The organism is Yinghuangia seranimata, assembly GCF_029953285.1.
Taxonomy (GTDB): Bacteria; Actinomycetota; Actinomycetes; order Streptomycetales; family Streptomycetaceae; genus Yinghuangia; species Yinghuangia seranimata.
In genome coordinates this window covers 117876-133773 of record NZ_JASAOI010000023.1, presented here as the reverse complement: position 1 = coordinate 133773, position 15898 = coordinate 117876, and the positions used below count along the sequence as shown (strand labels likewise).

15 protein-coding genes are annotated in these 15898 nt (G+C 73.9%); 6 read left to right on the top strand and 9 right to left on the bottom strand.

Features of this window, described 5'->3' with window-relative positions; all coding sequences use genetic code 11:
• The first annotated feature begins 105 nt into the window (after nt 1–105).
• Complete coding sequence (locus QI554_RS16015; RefSeq protein WP_281470591.1) at nt 106–1329, top strand: Lrp/AsnC family transcriptional regulator; 1224 nt, start codon at nt 106–108, stop codon at nt 1327–1329.
• Nucleotides 1322–1789 carry a DUF5959 family protein gene (locus QI554_RS16010; protein WP_281470589.1) on the top strand — a complete coding sequence of 156 codons (468 nt, stop codon included), beginning with the start codon at nt 1322–1324 and terminating at the stop codon, nt 1787–1789. The genes QI554_RS16015 and QI554_RS16010 overlap by 8 nt, the downstream gene beginning before the upstream one ends.
• A 22-nt stretch (nt 1790–1811) precedes the next feature.
• On the opposite strand, the gene QI554_RS16005 is transcribed toward QI554_RS16010, so the two are convergent.
• Complete coding sequence (locus QI554_RS16005) at nt 1812–3911, bottom strand: MMPL family transporter (protein ID WP_281470588.1); 2100 nt, start codon at nt 3909–3911, stop codon at nt 1812–1814.
• Between the two features lie 178 nt (nt 3912–4089).
• Here QI554_RS16005 and QI554_RS16000 point away from each other — a divergent pair, with 178 nt between their 5' ends.
• Nucleotides 4090–4488 carry a nuclear transport factor 2 family protein gene (locus QI554_RS16000; RefSeq protein WP_281470586.1) on the top strand — a complete coding sequence of 133 codons (399 nt, stop codon included), beginning with the start codon at nt 4090–4092 and terminating at the stop codon, nt 4486–4488.
• Between the two features lie 60 nt (nt 4489–4548).
• Complete coding sequence (locus QI554_RS15995; protein ID WP_281470584.1) at nt 4549–5880, top strand: hypothetical protein; 1332 nt, start codon at nt 4549–4551, stop codon at nt 5878–5880.
• A gap of 58 nt (nt 5881–5938) precedes the next feature.
• Here QI554_RS15995 and QI554_RS15990 read toward each other — a convergent pair whose 3' ends face one another.
• Nucleotides 5939–7048, bottom strand: a complete 1110-nt coding sequence (locus tag QI554_RS15990; protein ID WP_281470582.1) for a CapA family protein — start codon at nt 7046–7048, stop codon at nt 5939–5941.
• A gap of 108 nt (nt 7049–7156) precedes the next feature.
• Between QI554_RS15990 and QI554_RS15985 the strand changes: the two genes are divergently transcribed.
• Entirely contained in the window at nt 7157–7939 is a 783-nt protein-coding gene (locus QI554_RS15985) for an SDR family NAD(P)-dependent oxidoreductase (protein ID WP_281470580.1), read from the top strand.
• 39 nt (nt 7940–7978) lie between these two features.
• On the opposite strand, the gene QI554_RS15980 is transcribed toward QI554_RS15985, so the two are convergent.
• The 7 genes from QI554_RS15980 to QI554_RS15950 form a co-directional block, all read right to left on the bottom strand.
• Nucleotides 7979–8524 carry a permease-like cell division protein FtsX gene (locus tag QI554_RS15980; protein ID WP_281470578.1) on the bottom strand — a complete coding sequence of 182 codons (546 nt, stop codon included), beginning with the start codon at nt 8522–8524 and terminating at the stop codon, nt 7979–7981.
• A gap of 9 nt (nt 8525–8533) precedes the next feature.
• Nucleotides 8534–9610, bottom strand: a complete 1077-nt coding sequence (locus QI554_RS15975) for a hypothetical protein (RefSeq protein ID WP_281470577.1) — start codon at nt 9608–9610, stop codon at nt 8534–8536.
• A 130-nt stretch (nt 9611–9740) separates the two neighbouring features.
• Nucleotides 9741–11129 carry a dipeptidase gene (locus QI554_RS15970; protein WP_281470575.1) on the bottom strand — a complete coding sequence of 463 codons (1389 nt, stop codon included), beginning with the start codon at nt 11127–11129 and terminating at the stop codon, nt 9741–9743.
• A 43-nt stretch (nt 11130–11172) separates the two neighbouring features.
• Nucleotides 11173–11670 (bottom strand): hypothetical protein, encoded by a 498-nt coding sequence (locus QI554_RS15965; protein ID WP_281470574.1) that lies wholly within the window; start codon nt 11668–11670, stop codon nt 11173–11175.
• A complete protein-coding gene (gadC, locus tag QI554_RS15960) occupies nt 11667–13154 on the bottom strand; it encodes a glutamate/gamma-aminobutyrate antiporter GadC (RefSeq protein WP_425527988.1) in 1488 nt (495 codons plus the stop codon). Before gadC ends, QI554_RS15965 begins: the two co-directional genes overlap by 4 nt.
• Before the next feature lie 195 nt (nt 13155–13349).
• Nucleotides 13350–14477 (bottom strand): HEAT repeat domain-containing protein, encoded by a 1128-nt coding sequence (locus tag QI554_RS15955; protein WP_281470570.1) that lies wholly within the window; start codon nt 14475–14477, stop codon nt 13350–13352.
• A gap of 122 nt (nt 14478–14599) precedes the next feature.
• The gene (locus QI554_RS15950) at nt 14600–14794 is read right to left on the bottom strand and encodes a hypothetical protein (RefSeq protein WP_281470568.1); all 195 of its coding nucleotides are present in this window, start codon (nt 14792–14794) and stop codon (nt 14600–14602) included.
• 158 nt (nt 14795–14952) lie between these two features.
• On the opposite strand from QI554_RS15950, the gene QI554_RS15945 reads away from it, so the two are divergent.
• On the top strand, nt 14953–15879 hold the full coding sequence (locus tag QI554_RS15945) for a LysR family transcriptional regulator (RefSeq protein WP_281470566.1): 927 nt from the start codon (nt 14953–14955) through the stop codon (nt 15877–15879).
• Nucleotides 15880–15898 lie beyond the last annotated feature (19 nt).

The following is a 15898-nucleotide window of genomic DNA, read 5'->3' as shown; positions in this document are numbered from 1 at the left end:
GGCGTGGCCCCACCCGGTCCGGTTGGCGGCGGGGACCCGTGCCAGGGTCTCGGGAGGCGGCCTGATGACATGTCGGTTCGCCGGAAAACCGCAAGGGAGGCCATCGTGGCGCAGGATCGATCCGGTTCCGCGGGAGGCGCGGGAGGTGCCGGGGCGCTCGACGAGCTCGATCTGGCGCTGATCCACGCGCTCCAGGTGTCGCCGCGGGCGCCGTGGACGGAGCTGGGGCCGGTGCTGGGCGCGGACCCGGTGACGCTGGCCCGCCGCTGGCGGCGCCTCGAGGCGTCGGGCAGCGCGTGGGTGACGTGTTACCCGGCGCCGGGGCGGGGGTCGTTCGACGTCGGGTGCATGGCGCTGGTCGAGGTCGACGTGGAGCCGGCGCTCCGCCTCGAGGTGGCGCGGGCGACGGCGCGGGACGTACACGCGCTGACGGTCCATCACATGACGGGCGGGCGCGACCTGGAGCTGACCGTCGCCGCGCCGGACCCGGGGACGCTGACCCGCTACGTCCTGCACCGGCTCTCCGCCCGGCCGGGCGTGCGCGCCACCCGGGTGCGCCTGGTCACGCGCCTCTACCAGGAGGGCAGCGCCTGGCGCCTGCGCTCGCTCGACCCGGCGCAGCGGCGCAGCCTCCTCGGCCCGGGACCGCGCCGCGGCCCGGCGGCGCCCGTACGTGTCTCGGATGCAGCGTCCGCACGGGGCTCGGCGGCGACGCCCGTACACGGCTCGGCCGCAGCGCCCATACGTGTCCCGGACGCGGCGCCCGTACGTGTCCCGGACGCGGCGCCCGTACGTGTCTCGGACGCCGACCAGGCCCTGGTCCTCGCGCTGGGCCGCGACGGCCGGCTCCCCGTCGGCGAACTCGCCGAGGCCTCCGGCCTGAGCCCGGCCACCGCCTCCCGCCGCCTGGCCCGCCTGGTGGCCTCCGGCCAGGCGCGGCTGCGCTGCGAGGTGGCCCACTCGCTGTCCGGCTGGCCGGTGTGCGCGACCCTGTGGCTGCGCGTCCCGCCGCCCGAACTCGACGAGACCGCCTGGGCGTTGGCGGCGAACGCCGATGTCCGCATGTGCGTCGCGGTCACCGGCGAGGCGAACCTGTGCGTCGCCGTCTGGCTCCGCTCCGCGGGCGACGTCCCAGCCCTCGAAGCCGACTGGCTGCGCCGCTTCCCCCGCATCACCGTCCTCGACCGCTCCGTGGTCCTGGAAGTCACCAAACGCATGGGCCGCCTCCTGACCCCAGACGGCCGCGCCGAAGGCTACGTCCCCCTGAACATCTGGGCCGACCCCCTCCCCGACGAGCAACCCCGCCTCGGAGGCAACCCCAATGACTGAACCCGCCCCGGTCGACCTGGTCCGCCTCGAGGACGCGGAGGGCAACGGCTGCGTCGTCCGCGTCACCGGTCGCGTCCAACCCGGCGTGCTGACCCGTCACGACGTCCTGCGCGCGGACGTGCTGGTCTCCGCAGACTTCGTGGACGCCCGGCTCCGCACACAACTCCACCCCGACGAACTCGACGCCTGGCAGCGGGATCTGTCCACCCTCACCCCAGGCGGACACCTCTCCATCGGCAGCGACCGCGGCCTCAGCATGAGCATCTACGTCGACCACCAGGGAGGTCTCTCCGTAGCGGTCGACGATCCGGACCGCCTCACCGTCGCCGTGGGCATCCGCGCGCCCGAGGGCTGGATCGCCGAGCACGAGGGTCGTCTGGCAACGGTGCGGCGAACCTGGCCGCGCGAGGTCGTCGAGACCTCGCCGTTCACCTACGTGTGGGCCCGCGACCGCCGCTGAGCACTCGGGCTGGTAGCCCGTCCTACGGGACTCGGGCCGGGTCGGTCGCGTCCGAGGGGGTGGCTCGGGAGAGGGCGCTCGGCCACCACATGTGGTGGGACAGGTCGATGGTGAGGGCTGTGACCAGGACGGAGCGGACGATGAGGGTGTCGAGGAGGACGCCCAGAGCCACGGCGAATCCGATTTCGGCGAAGCCGACGGCGGGGAGGGTTCCCAGGACGGCGAAGGTGCTGGCGAGGATGAGGCCGGCGGAGGTGATGACGCCGCCGGTCGCGGCGAGGCCTGCGACCGCGCCCTCGCGGGTGCCGTGTTTGGCGGCCTCTTCGCGCACGCGGGTCATGAGGAAGATGTTGTAGTCGATGCCGAGTGCGACGAGGAAGACGAACACGAAGAGCGGGAAGGCCTGGTCCTCCCCGCTGAAGTGGAAGAAGTGCGTGAACGCGAACGCACTGATGCCCAGCGCCGCCGCGTAGGACAGCACCACGGTGGCGATGAGCACGAGCGGTGCCACGACGGCCCGGAGCAGCGCGGCGAGGATCAGCAGCACCACGCCGAGGACCAGGGGAATGATCACCTTGTTGTCGTGGGTCGCGGCGCGGCCCGCGTCGAGGACCACGGCGGTGCCGCCGCCGACCTTGGCGTCGGCGCCGGGTACGGCGTGGACCGCCGTGCGGACCCGGTCGACGGTGTCCTTGGCCGCGGCGCTGTCGGGCCGGTCGGTCGCGGTGGCCTGGAAGAAGGCGCGGCCTCCCGCGGTGACGGGTGTGCTGGTGGCGGAGATGCCGGGGGTGGCGTCGACGGCCCGTCGTACTTCGGGCGCGCCGGCCTCGTTGCTGATGACGGACAGCGGGTCGCCGGTGCCGGCCGGGAAGTGCCGGGCGAGCACCTGCTGTCCGACCACGGAGTCCGGCTTGCCGGTGAACGTCCCGGCGACGGTCAGCCCGTTGGCGTTGAGCGCGATGAGCCCGAGGCTGCACACGCCGAGCAGCACCCCGGTGCCGAACCAGACCTGCCGCGGGCGCTTGGAGATCGCGGTGCCGATCTGCGACCAGCGGCCGGTCCGCGTCGGGTCGGCGGTCCCGTAGTCGGGGCGTACGGGCCAGAACACCCACCGTCCGACGATGACCAGCAGCGCGGGCAGCAGGGTGAGCATGGCCGCCAGGGCGACGAGGACGCCGATCGCGCACACGGGCCCGAGTCCGCGTGTCGAGTTCATCTCGGCGACGGTCAGGCAGAGCATCGACACCACGACGGTGGCGGAGCTCGCGAAGATCGCCGGCCCGGCGCGGTGCAGCGCCAGTCCCATGGCCTCGTGCCGGTCTTCGTGACGGCGCAGTTCCTCGCGGTAGCGGGCGGTGAGCAGCAGCGCGTAGTCGGTGCCGGCGCCGAGCACGAGGACGATCAGGATGCCCGCGCTCTGGGCGTTGACGGTCAGCCCCGCGTGGTCGGCGAGCAGGTAGATGACGGCCTGCGACACGGCGAGCGAGACCCCCGCGCACAGCAGCGGGAAGATCCACAGCACGGGGCTGCGATAGGTCAGGAGCAGCAGGATCACCACGACGGCGACGGTCGCGGTCAGCAGTGTGCTGTCGATGCCCTCGAACGCCTTGGCCTGGTCGGCGCCCACGCCGCCGGGTCCGGTGACGTGGGTGACCATGCCGTCGCTGCCCTCGGACGCGACGGCGCGGAGCTTGTCGACGGCCGGGGTCAGGTTGTTCCAGCCGGTGGCGCCGACGGCGATCGGGACGACGGTCTGGAGCGCCTGGCCGTCGGTGGAGGGGACCGGCCCGGTGATGGGCGTCGTCACGTGCGGTGCGGCCGCGAACGCGGCGGCGTCCTGGGCGGCCTTGGCCCGGTCGGCGTCGGTAATGCCGCCGGGGCGCTCGTAGACGACGACCGCGTCGAAGGTCTGCACGGGCTGGAACAGGTGCTGCTGCTCGGCGAGCACCTTCGTCGACTCGGCGCTGCCGGGGAGCCAGCTGGACGCCTGGTTGTCCTCGGCGCCGCTCAGCTTGCCGGCCAGCGGCCCGGCGACCAGGACCAGGAGCAGCCAGACCGCCAGGACCACCCACTTGCTTCGGCGGCCACAGGGTAGCGAGGCCAGTCTCCGCGTCGGACTCATCCGGCTGCCGACCCTGTGCGGGGGCGCCGGAGGTCACGCCGTCGGACACCGGCTCGGATGCCGGGGTACATGTCCCCAGCCTTGCATCGCGGCGCGCGCCTCGCAGGTCGGGCGCAGCGCGGTGCCTCCGTCCGCGTGGCGCCTGCGCCCGCGCGAACGGGCACGGCATTCTGGGTGCATGACGGACCGCGACGACTTCCTGGCGTGGGTCAGATCCGCGTTGTACGACGCGGAGTTCGCGCTGCACAACGGGGACCCGGCGCCGAGGCGGGCGCTGTGGTCCCGCACCGAGCCGGTGAGCGTGCTGGGCGCGTGGCGCAACGCGCAAGGCCGCGGGGAGGTCGACGCGCTGATCGGCTTCCTGGCGGACGGCTTCTCCGACTGCACGTCGTACGCCTTCGAGCTGCTGGCGTACGACGTCGTCGGCGCCATGGCGTACACCGTCGGGCTGGAGCACACCTCGGTGTCGGTGAACGGCGAGCCGCGGACGTACACCTTGCGGGTGACGCAGGTGTACCGCCGCGAGGACGGCGAGTGGCGGGTGGCCCACCGCCACGGCGACACGCTCACCGGGTGACGGCCGCGCGGGCCCCCGACGGCCCGGTTGGCATCGCCGATGCGGCGTAGCCTGGGGGCTGTGAGGGCGTACGCCGTTCCTCGGGCAAGCCTGCGCGCGCTGCTGGTGCTCCTGCTGGCTCTCGTGCTGCTGCCCCTGACCGGCGGCTCCGCCGGCGCCGCGGGCATCAGCGACATCGCGGCGCACCTGCGCACCGACCCGGTGTACACCGAGCCGGCCGCGTCCGACGTCCTGCCTCCGGCCACCGCAGACGCCCTGCGTACGACGATCCGCGATTCGGGCAAGCCCGTCTTCGTGGTCGCCGTCCCCGCCGACTCGCCGCTGGCGAGCGCGGGCTCGCGGGCGGCCGTCCTGACGGCGTTGCGCGAGCAGGTGGGCCGTCCGGGTGTGTACGCGGTCGCGGTGGGCCGGACCTTCGACGCAGCGGCGGACGCGTCCGTGATCCCGCCGGCCGAGCTGGCGACGCTCAAGAGCGACAGCCTCGCCGCGCACCAGGGCGACGGGCCGGGCCTGTTCACGCAGTTCGTCGACGGCGCGGTGCAGCACGCCGGCACCGGTGGTTCGTCGTCGTCGGCGCAGCGCGACCGCGGGAGTTCGTGGTCGGGTGCCGTCGTGGTCACCGCGCTGGCCGCGGCGGTCTTCGGCGGCCTGTTCCTGTACCGCCGCCGCGGCCGTCGCCGTCGCGCGGCGGAGGAGCGCGCGGAGTTGGAGCAGGTCAGGCCCACGGTGGACGAGGACATCACGGCGTACGGCGAGGCACTGTCCCAGGCGGCGTTCGACCCCGGGGCGGCATACGCGGACGACGCGATGCGGGCGGACTGGACCACCGCGCTCGACGCGTACGACGCGGCCAAGTCCGCGATGAAGCGGGCCCGTTCCCCCGGCGACATCCGGGCGGTCGCCGAGGCGCTCGACGCGGGCCGGTTCGCCCTGGCCACGCTGGAGGCCCGCCGCGCCGGGGCGCCGCTGCCCGAGCGCCGGCCCCCGTGCTTCTTCGACCCGCGGCACGGCCCCTCGGTGCGCGACGTCGAATGGTCGCCGGCCGACGGTGCCCCCCGGACGGTCCCGGTGTGCGCGGCGGACGCGGCGCGCCTGGCCGACGGGGTGGCGCCGGACGCCCGCCAGGTCGACACCCCCGACGGCCGCCGCCCGTACTGGGACGCGGGTCCGGCGTACGCCCCGTGGGCGATGGGCTGGTACGGCGCGATGATGCTGCCCGGGCTGCTGCTCGGCACGTCGCTGGGCGCGGCCGCCGCGGCGCCCTACACGTACGGCGACGCGTCGTCGTTCGGCGACCCGACGGGCGGCGGGGACGTCGGCGGCTTCGGCGGATGGGGCGACATGGGCGGAGGCGGCGGCTGGGGCGGCGGCGACGGAGGCGGCGGCTTCTGACCCCGTCCCTGAGCGCCGCAGCACCAGCCATCAGCCGCTGAGCGCCGCAGCCCACACATCAGCCCTTGAGCGCCAGGTCCCCCTCCGCGTCCACCGCGACCGCGCAGCCGAACCGTCGGCTGACCCTGGACAGCGTGGCCGCGAGCCATTCCGCGTCGTCGCGGTCCGCGTGCCCGAGCCGCATCCGCCGGGCCCGCATCGGCACCATGCGCAGCTCGGCGAGGCCGCCGCCGGGCCGCACGGTCGCGAGGTAGAGCACGCGCAGCTCGTCGCGGTAGTACTCGTATCCGGCGATGCCTTCGTAGTCGTCGACGCAGTCGCCGCAGCCGTACAGGATCAGCTTGTCGCCGTGGACGTGCAACGCGCGCGGGTGGTGCGAGGAGTGCCCGTAGACGACGTCGACGCCGCCGTCGACCAGGCGGCGCGCGAAAGACGTCTGCGCGCGCTCGATGTCGTGGCCCCAGTTGGACCCCCAGTGCAGCGAGACGACCACGACGTCGCCCGGCGTCCTGACCCGCGCCACGCGCTCCAGCACGCGCTGTGCGGCGTCTCCCGTGGTGTCGGCCATGAAGTCCACACCGGGGGTGTGTACGCCCGCAGCCCAGCCGTCGGGCACGCCGCTGGAGGGCGTCCCATAGGCGAGCGCAACCACGCGCGTGCCGGCCGCCTCGACCGGGACGACGGCAGGGCGTACGGCCTCATCGGCGTCCCGTCCGGCACCGACCGTGCGCAGTCCGGCCCCCTGCAGCGTGTCGAGGGTCTCCAGCAGCCCCCTTCGCCCGAAGTCGAGCACGTGGTTGTTGGCGAGCACGCACACGTCGGGGCGGACGACACCGAGGCTCGGCAGGTTCGCGGGGTGCATCCGGTAGTGGATGCTCTTGCCCGGGTCGAAGTCGCCCGCGGTGGTGACGCTCGTCTCCAGGTTCAGCATGCGGACGTCGGGCCGCGCGTCGTCGAGCAGCGCGAGGGCGTCGCCCCACGGCCAGTCGAACCCGACGGGGTACGGGATGGGCCCGTTGGCGGCCTCGGCACGCCGCACGTACTCGCGCGCGTCTCCGATGTACGGCTCACGCAGCACAGGATCCCCCGGGTGCGGCAGGACCTGGTCGACGCCGCGCCCGAGCATGACGTCACCGCACAGCAACAGGGTGACGGTGCTGCTGCCCATGCCTCCACGGTCGCACGGTCGGCCCCGCCGCGGGTCCACCGCACCGGGCGACGGCGGCGGATGTGAGAATCGGCCGCGAGAGATCCGCCCGCACCGCCGAGGAGTTCCATGTCGTCCGCAGTTTCGCGTTTCCCCGCGGTGGGGCGGCGGGTGTTGGTGACCGGGGCGGCGCGGGGGCTGGGGCGTGCGGTCGCGCTCGCGTTCGCCGCGAACGGCGACCGGGTCGCGGTGCACTACGGGACGCGGCGGGACGAGGCCGAGCGAACGGCGGCGGAACTGCCCGGCGATGGCCACGTCGTCGTGGGCGGCGACGTCGCGGACCCGGTGGCGGTCGAACGGCTGGTTGCCGAGGCCGCGGACGGACTCGGCGGCATCGACGTGCTGGTCAACAACGCGGCCGTGAACACGCCCCATCCCCCCACGACCACGTCGTACGACGAGTGGGCGGCCGCGTGGCGGCGCCACACCGACGTCAACCTGCTCGGCACGGCCAACGTCACGCACCAGGCCGTGGCCCGGATGATCACGCAGGGCGGAGGCGGGCGCATCGTCAACGTCGGTTCGCGCGGGGCGTTCCGCGGCGAACCGGACCATCCCGCGTACGGCGCGACCAAGGCCGCCGTGCACGCGTTCGGCCAGTCCCTCGCGCTGTCGGTCGCGCGGTACGGGATCGCCGTGGCCTCGGTGGCACCGGGCTTCATCGCCACCGACCGCGTCGCGGACCGCCTGGCGGGCGCTACGGGCGAGGCCATCCGCGCCCAGAGCCCCTTCGGCCGCGTGGCCGAGCCGGACGAGGTCGCGGCGGCGGTGCTGTGGCTGGCGTCCCCGCAGGCGGAATGGTCGTCGGGCACGATCCTGGACCTGAACGGGGCGTCGTACCTCCGCAGTTAGGCCCGCCACGAGGGTGCGCGCCGGAGTCCGGGCGGTGGTTCAGCGGCGCACGATGACGGACTGGACCCCGGCGCGTCCGCGGAACGCCGTGGTCACGACGTCGGCGGAGCGCGGGTCGCGGAGTTTCACGCGGAAGGACTCCGGCATCTGGTCCACGGTGACCGCGGCGGCCAGCGCGCTGTCCTTCTCGGCCGCCTTGAAGTGCTCGAACGCCTCGGCCTGGTTCTCGTAGTAGACCTTTTCGACCTCGGGCATGCGCTGGAGGTCCTGGCGCACCGCCTCCCGCTCGGCGTCGGTGACCGGGCCGTTGGCGCAGCCGTCGCGCGTGGGATCAAACTTGTTGCAGAGGAAGAGCGCGACGTCGGCCTTGCCGGCCCAGTAGTCCGCGCGGGACGGAGTGGCGGACGCGCCGCCGGCCGACGACGTGCCTGCCGGGCCCGGAGCGGCCGAAGTCGCGGCCCCGTTCCGGGTGTTCCCGCCGGATCCGGAGTCGGAACAGCCGGCGACGACGAGCATCGCCCCGGAGAGCAGGGGAAGGCACAGGAGTTCGGCCGCGCGGGCACGAACGGCGTTGCTGAGCGGCATGGGTTCAGCCTAGGCCCCCCGCTTCCGGCGCCGCCGCCTCCGCCACCACCACGCCAGGAACCACAGCAGCGCCCCCACTTGGGCCCCGACCACCAGCCACAGGCCCGCCGCGGCGAGGTTGCTCTCCCCGAACCGGACGTCCGCCAAGAGCACGAACGCCAGCGCGCCCAGCGGAAGTACGACCGCCGCCAGTGTTCGCAGGACGCCCAGCAGGCCCAGCGGTTCGACCGCCTCCCCCTCGCGGCGGGGGGCGCGTCCTGCGGCGATGCGCTGCCCGGTGGCCTCGGCCGCCGAGCTCGTCGCCGCGTAGAACCTGACGGCGCGGCGCCCGAGGCGCGGCGTGGCGCGCTGGTAGGACCAGGCCATCGCGGGGAGCCAGATGAACGGCAGGAAGAGGCCGACGACGACGAACAGCGTGATCCCGACCCAGGTGAGCACCTGGCGCACCCGCCCGACGCGGTGGCCTTCGTCGGGTTGGGTGATGCCGAGGATGGCGGCCATCCGCGCGAGGGTGGCGAGCCGTTGGCCGCGTGGGACGCGGTGGGAGCCGCCGGGCTCGCCGTCGCGTACGGCGGCGATGGCCCGGGCGGCCTGCTGCTGGTCCGGGTAGGCGCCTTGCAGCACGAGGAGGTCGGCGGCCCGCGTCTCGGCGCGCGGGTCGCGTCCGTGCAGCGCCGCGAGTTGCAGCACCATGCCGGCCTGGGCGAGCAGCGCGGCGCAGAACGCGACGGGGATGATGACGACGAACGGGCCGCCGATGCACGTCCCTTCGGCGACGCTGGTGCGGGTCCCACGGACGACGACGTGCCGGTCGAAGGTGGCGGGGTGCGCGTCCGGCTGCTCTTCCCGCAGCTTCCGCGCCACGCGCTCGGCGCCGGTTCCGAGGTGCCGTACCGCGAACAGCGCCATGATCTCCGGCAGGTGCGCGGGGTCGGCCCACACGGCCTTGAGCAGCGCGGGCGGCAGCCAGGCGTCCTCGTCGCCGAGCGCGTCGAGGGCGGCGTCGGCCGCGCCGGCCGCGCCGGCCGCGCCGTCGACCGGCACGTCCTCGCCCGGCACCCGGTCCTCCGGCGGCGGCCCGCTCATCGCCCACACCTCCACCTGTGCCGATACCCGTGGAGATCACGCCGAAGCCCGCACCGAAGCCCACGCCGAAGCCCGCGCTCGCCGCCCCTGTGGGCGGCGGGTCGCGGGCCGACCCCGACCGGCCTGTTCATCAGCTCTTCGCGGCCGCGTACTTCCGCAGGAACAGGGCCTCGGCCAGCGCCATGTGCTCGATCTCGGCCGGGTCCACGCTCTCGTTGGGCGCGTGGATGAGGCACTTGGGCTCCTCGACGCCCATGAGGGCGATCTCCGCGTCCGGGAAGGTGTCCCGCAGGATCGTGCACAGCGGGATGGACCCGCCCTGCCCCACGGTGGTCATCGGCCGGCCGTACGCCTCGGAGAGCGCCTCGGAGAGCGCCTGGTACGCCGGCCCGCCCATCTCGGCCTTGAACGGCGAGCCGCTCTGCTCCGGCGTGAACTCCAGCCGTACGCCCCACGGCGCGTGGGCCTTCAGGTGGTCGGTCAGTTTCGCCAGCGCCTGTTCCGGGTCCGTGCCCGGTGGCACGCGCAGGCTCACGCGGGCCCGGGCGACCGCGGGCACGGCGGCCGTGGACCCGACGACCGGCGGGCAGTCGATGCCGAGCACGGTCACCGCGGGCCGGGCCCACACCAGGTCGGCGACCGCTCCCCCGCCGACGAGCGAGACGCCGTCGAGCACGCCGGCGTCCGCCCGGAACTGGTCGGCGTCGTAGGCCTCGCCGTCCCACACCTGGTCGTGGGCGAGTCCGTCGATCGCGGTGGCCCCGTTCTCGTCGCGGAGCGAAGCGAGCATGGTGATCAGCGCGGCGAGGGCGTCGGGCGCCGGGCCGCCGAACATGCCGGAGTGGACCTCGCTCTTGAGCGCCCGGACTTCCACGACCACGTTGGCGACGCCGCGCAGCGTCGTGGTCAACGTCGGTACGCCCACGGCCGCGTTGCCCGTGTCGCAGACCAGGATCGCGTCGGCCCGCAGCAGTTCGGGGTGCCGCGGGACGAACTCGTCGAGCCCGCCTGTGCCCTGCTCCTCCGAGCCCTCCGCGACCAGGCGCAGCGAGACGGGGATGTCGTCGCCGAGGGCCCGCAGCGCGGTGAGGTGCATGGCGATGTTGCCCTTGCAGTCGGCGGCGCCGCGCCCGTACCAGCGTCCGTCGCGTTCGGTGAGTTCGAACGGCGGGGTGGTCCAGGCGGCGTCGTCGAGCGGCGGCTGGACGTCGTAGTGGCAGTACAGGAGGACGGTCGGCGCGCCGGGCGGGCCGGGCCGGTGGCCGACGACGGCGTAGCTGTCGTCGGGGGTCTTCTCGGGCCGGGCGTCGGCGAAGCCGAGTTCGCGGAAGGCGTCGGCGACGAAGCGGGCGGCTTTCTCGCACTCCTCGGGCGGGAACTGGCGCGGGTCGGCGACGGACCTGAAGCCGACCAGGGTGGCGAGGTCCTGCTTGGCGCGCGGCATGAGTCCGGCGACGCGGCGGGCGAGGTCGGAGCCCGCCCCGTCGGTGCCGGCTGCCGAGGTGGCCTGCGAGGTCATGCGTTGTCCTTCCGCGGGTTCGGGGGCGGCGGCGTGGCCGGCGTCATGGCTTGACGACGTCGTCGAACGTGAGGTCGCCGAGTTCGTCGTCGAAGTCGTCGACCTTGTCGGGGCAGTACGTCTGCAGGACGATGCGCTCGGCCTGCGCGATGCGCGCGGTGCCGATGACCGGCCGCAGGCCCGGCCCGGCCGCGCCGTTGTCGAGGCCGACCCGGTCGACGCCGTTGTGCAGGGCCTTGCCGGGGTCCTCGCACACGGGCCCGCCGTCGGTGCCGAGCGTACGGGTGATGGTGTCGGTGGAGGGGGCCGGCAGGCCGGCGGCGGTGAGCGTCTCGCGCAGTTCGTTGGCCTTGTCGGTGGCCTCGTTGGTCTGGCGGACGTCGCGGTAGGCGAGGATCCCGCCGATGAGGAGGCCGACCAGCAGCACGACGGAGCCGATGTAGATCCAGCGCCGGCTCATGATGCCGGTGTCGACGTGTCCGGCGTGGTCGACGTCCTCGCCGAGGTGGTGGGTGCTCGTGTGCGGTGCCTTGGTGTTCACGCCGTGGCCTCGCCTTCGGTGGTGGTGCCGACGCCGGCCTTCCACTCGGTGTCCGGCTGCTTCCAGCCGGGCTTGCGGAACCTGTAGAACGCGAACGGGACGAGGAGGCCGACCACGACGAGGCCGCCGCCGACGATCAGCAGGTAGGACCACACGCTGCCGGAGCCGTACTGCGAGGGCGGCACGAAGCCGATGACGAGCGCGGCGGCGGAGGCGAGCCAGCCCACGACGCACAGCACGTGCAGTGCCGGGGCGCGGAAGCCGCGCGGGTGGGCGGGGGCGATCCGGCGCAGGCGCATCGCGGCGACGAACATCAGCAGGTAGACGATGAGGTAGACCTGCGTGGTGATGACCGACAGGATCCAGTAGGCGCTGGAGACGTCGGGGATGAACGCGTAGAGCAGCGCGATGCCGGTGGTGACGACGCCCTGGGCGACCAGGATGTTCTGCTGCACGCCGTGCTTGTTGAGCTTCTGCAGGTACGGCGGCAGGTAGCCCTCTTCGCGCGCGACGGTCAGCAGGCCCTTGGACGGCCCGGCGAGCCAGGTGAGCATGCCGCCGAGCGAGGCGGCGATGAGCATGATGCCCAGCACGGGTGTCAGCCAGGTGACGTTGAAGTAGGCGAAGAACGCGTCGAACGCCTGCATGACGCCCGCGGTGAGCGACAGGCTGGACGACGGGACGACCCAGCTGATCGCGAGCGCCGGCAGGATGAAGATCAGCAGCACGAGCCCCACGGCGAGGAACATCGCCCGAGGGAACTCCTTGGCGGGCTTCCGCAGCGACGAGACGTGGACGGCGTTCATCTCCATGCCGCTGTAGCTCAGGAAGTTGTTGACGATGAGCACGAGGCTGGCCAGGCCGGTCCACGGCGGCAGGATGTGGCTGCTGTTCATCGGGGCCGCGGAGGGGTTGCCCTGGCCGAGGAACACGAAGCCGAGGACGACCAGCAGCAGGCCGGGGATGAGGGTGCCGATGACGAGGCCCGTGCTCGACAGGCCGGCGACGGTCTTGGTGCCGCGCGACGAGACCCACACGCCGAGCCAGTACAGCGAGATGATGATGACCGCTGTGTAGACGCCGCTGTTGGCGAGGCTAGGGTTGATGACGTACGCGAAAGTGCTCGCCACGTAGGCGAGCAGGCTCGGGTAGTAGAAGATCGTCATCGCGAACTGGCACCACACGGCCAGGAATCCGAGCGGTTTGCTCAGGCCCTCCGCGACCCAGCGGTACACGCCGCCTGACCAGCCGGAGGCGAGTTCGGCGGAGACCATCGCGGTCGGCAGCAGGAACACGATCGCGGGGACCAGGTACAGGAAGACCGCGGCGAGGCCGTAGACGGCCATGGTCGGCGCGGCGCGCAGCGACGCCACCGAGCTGGTGGTCATCAGGGCGAGGGCGAGCCACGAGATCGCGTTGAGCTTGGGGGCCGCGCGGGGCGCGCGTTGGGGCTGGGTTATGACTTGGCCTGCGGGCACGTCCATTGATGCCACGTCGGGGCTCCTCACGGTGGGCGGCACACCGGACCCGGGGGCCGGGAGACCAACAGGGGCAGTTTGCCCTATTTAGTCCGGTTTTTCTCCACCGTTGCATCATTCGGCAGCATCATGGCCGCCGCAACAGGAGCTGACGCCGCCTCAGCGCGTTGGGCCGTACGGATGACGGGTGGTGACGCCGGGTCAGCCGCCGAGGCCGGCCTCCTCGCGGCCGTCGTCGCAGCCGTCCTCGCCCAGCAGTTCGAGCGCGCCCATCGCGAGCCCGGCCAGGTCGCCGTCCAGGTAGGGGACGCGCGAGCCGGCGTCGCCCTCGGGCTGTGGCACGTAGTCCTCGAACTCGCCCACCACGTCGTCGAGGTCTTCGCCACCCGGGGCGTCGGGCAGGTCGGGGGCGTCGGCGATGTGGGCGCGCAACACGGCGATCACTCGTTCGTGTAGTGCCTCGTCGTCCAGCGAGGCCGGGTACACGCGTACGGCGCCCGGGCCCGTCCCGGCGTACCGCAGCGCGAGCACGACGGCGCCGGCCCACGCCACCACCTCGGCCGGGTCCGCGAGCGCGGCCTCGGCCCACCGCGCCACCGCCGGGCCGCCGCCGAGCAGCGCGGCCGCCACCGCCGCGGTGGCCGCCACCGGCGGATGCGTCTCGGACCGCAGGACCTCGACGAGCGCGGACACGCTGCGCGCGGCGTCCTCGGGGAACCAGCCGAGCAGGTACGCGGCCCCTATTCGCACGGCGGGCGACGGGTCCTCCAGCAGCGCGCGGTAGACGGCGGTGCCGGCGCGCACGGCGTCGTAGGACTCGAGCGCCCAGCGCACGGCGTCGCGCTCGTGCGCGACGTCGAACACCTCCAGGTGGTACGCGCGGTTGCGGGCGATGTCCTCGTTGGGCGCCTCGGCGACCCACTCGGCCAGTTCGCGGCGCGCCTGCTCGGGGTCGAGCGCGGCGATCCGCGCGGCCTCGGCACGCAGCAGGCCCGCGTCGAACCCGCGCGGCAGGTACGCGTCGTCGTACCCGATGGCGAGCCGCGCGAGCAGCCCGAGCGCGCGGTGCCGCTCCGGGGTGGCGGGGTCGGCCGCCACGGATATCAGGTGCCGTGCGGCGTACGGCGTGGCGGCGTAACGGTCGCCCTGGTGGAAGACGTTGCCGTACAACCGCCAGTACGCGGTGTCCCGCACGGCCTGCTCGCCGGAGCGCAGCGCGGCCAGTTGCCCGGGGACGTCGTCGGCGGGCCCGTAGGCGTGCGTGAGCGACGCCCAGTCGACGTCCTCGAACGCGGTGTCGGAGTGTGGTCCGTCCCAGAAGGTCGTCATGCTGCGGAGGCTAGCGACCCACGCCGACATCGGACGCATGTTCGAGACGACACGCCGATGGGCATCTCTTTGTCGACAGCGGCGCCGGGGAACTCCGCGTATGCACCGCGCCTGAGTGCCCGTCAGTCCCTCGCGAACCGCTTGGCCAGCGCCGGCATGAGCAGGTACACGACGACCGGTACCGCGAGCGTCGCCATGATCGGCGGGCGCAGCAGCGGGGGTACGTCGGCCAGCGCGCCGCCGAGGACCAGCTGCAGCACGGTGAGCGTGGGCAGCACGGCGGCCCACACGAGGAACGCTTGGCGGTGGCGGGACACGGCGGCCTCCAGCGGGGGTTCGGCTCACGGCGGGGGTTCGGCGCGGAGCCGGGTTCTGAACCAGTGCGGGCGGGGCGCCCTGCCTGTCCTCCCACTCTCCCGAGCCCGGTCCCAGATGTCCAACATATTCGAGCGATCGACTCGCATAAGCTTTGCTTATGGAACTGCGTCAACTCGCCTACGTCGTGGCGGTCGCCGAAGAGGGCGGCTTCACCCGTGCCGCCGAGCGGGTGCGGGTGGCCCAGCCCGCGGTCAGCCAGCAGATCGCGCGCCTGGAACGGGAGGTCGGCGACCTGCTGTTCGACCGGACGGGGCGGCGGGTGCGGCTCACCCCGGCCGGGGAGGCGTTCCTGCCGCACGCCCGTGCCGCGCTCGCCGCGGCCGAGGCCGGGCGGGACGCGGTCGCGGCGCTGCGCGGGGTGCTCGTCGGCGAGCTGCGCATCGGGACGGTCCCGGCGCCGCCGCCCGAACTCCTGGAACGCGTGGCCGACTTCGGGAGCCATCACCCTCAGGTCCGCCTGCGACTGCTCTCCGGTGACCCCGAGGCGCTGACGGCCGACGTCGCCGCGGGCGTGTCCGACCTCGCCCTCATCGGGGTGTCAGGCCCCCGGCAGGTGGCCGGCCCGGCCGGGCAACGGCTGCCCGCCGCGCTCGCGTACGCGCCGTTCGCCCAGGAACCGCTGGTCGTCGCGGTGCCGCCCGGCCATCCGCTGGCCGCGGCGCCGGACGTGGCGATCGCCGAGCTGCGCGGCCACGGCATCGTCACCCTCCCACCGGTCACCGGCCTGCGCGCCGAGCTCGACAACGCGTGCGCGGACGCCGGGTTCACGCCCGACGTCGTCGCGGAGACCGACGACCTGGCCGTGTTGCCCGGCCTGGCCGCGCGCGGCCTCGGCATCGCCCTGGTCCCCCGGTCGGTCGCCGAGGGCTCCGCGTCCGAAGTCGTGTCCGTGCCGGTGCGGGCGCCTGCGCCGCACCGCCCGATGGCGCTGGTCTGGCACCGCGACCGGCTCAGCGCTGCCGGCCGCGCGTTCCTCGAACTCGCACCGCGACTGGACGACGCAGGAAACCCCGACCGGCCGTAGCCACCCCGGGGCGGCCCCG

What these genes read in the sequence shown, in the direction of transcription:
- QI554_RS16010 (WP_281470589.1), top strand. Translation starts at nt 1,322, where the DNA reads ATGACTGAACCCGCCCCGGTCGACCTGGTCCGCCTCGAGGACGCGGAG.
- QI554_RS16005 (WP_281470588.1), bottom strand. Translation starts at nt 3,911, where the DNA reads ATGAGTCCGACGCGGAGACTGGCCTCGCTACCCTGTGGCCGCCGAAGC.
- QI554_RS16000 (WP_281470586.1), top strand. Translation starts at nt 4,090, where the DNA reads ATGACGGACCGCGACGACTTCCTGGCGTGGGTCAGATCCGCGTTGTAC.
- QI554_RS15990 (WP_281470582.1), bottom strand. Translation starts at nt 7,048, where the DNA reads ATGGGCAGCAGCACCGTCACCCTGTTGCTGTGCGGTGACGTCATGCTC.
- QI554_RS15985 (WP_281470580.1), top strand. Translation starts at nt 7,157, where the DNA reads ATGTCGTCCGCAGTTTCGCGTTTCCCCGCGGTGGGGCGGCGGGTGTTG.
- QI554_RS15980 (WP_281470578.1), bottom strand. Translation starts at nt 8,524, where the DNA reads ATGCCGCTCAGCAACGCCGTTCGTGCCCGCGCGGCCGAACTCCTGTGC.
- QI554_RS15975 (WP_281470577.1), bottom strand. Translation starts at nt 9,610, where the DNA reads ATGAGCGGGCCGCCGCCGGAGGACCGGGTGCCGGGCGAGGACGTGCCG.
- QI554_RS15970 (WP_281470575.1), bottom strand. Translation starts at nt 11,129, where the DNA reads ATGACCTCGCAGGCCACCTCGGCAGCCGGCACCGACGGGGCGGGCTCC.
- gadC (WP_425527988.1), bottom strand. Translation starts at nt 13,154, where the DNA reads ATGGACGTGCCCGCAGGCCAAGTCATAACCCAGCCCCAACGCGCGCCC.
- QI554_RS15955 (WP_281470570.1), bottom strand. Translation starts at nt 14,477, where the DNA reads ATGACGACCTTCTGGGACGGACCACACTCCGACACCGCGTTCGAGGAC.
- QI554_RS15945 (WP_281470566.1), top strand. Translation starts at nt 14,953, where the DNA reads ATGGAACTGCGTCAACTCGCCTACGTCGTGGCGGTCGCCGAAGAGGGC.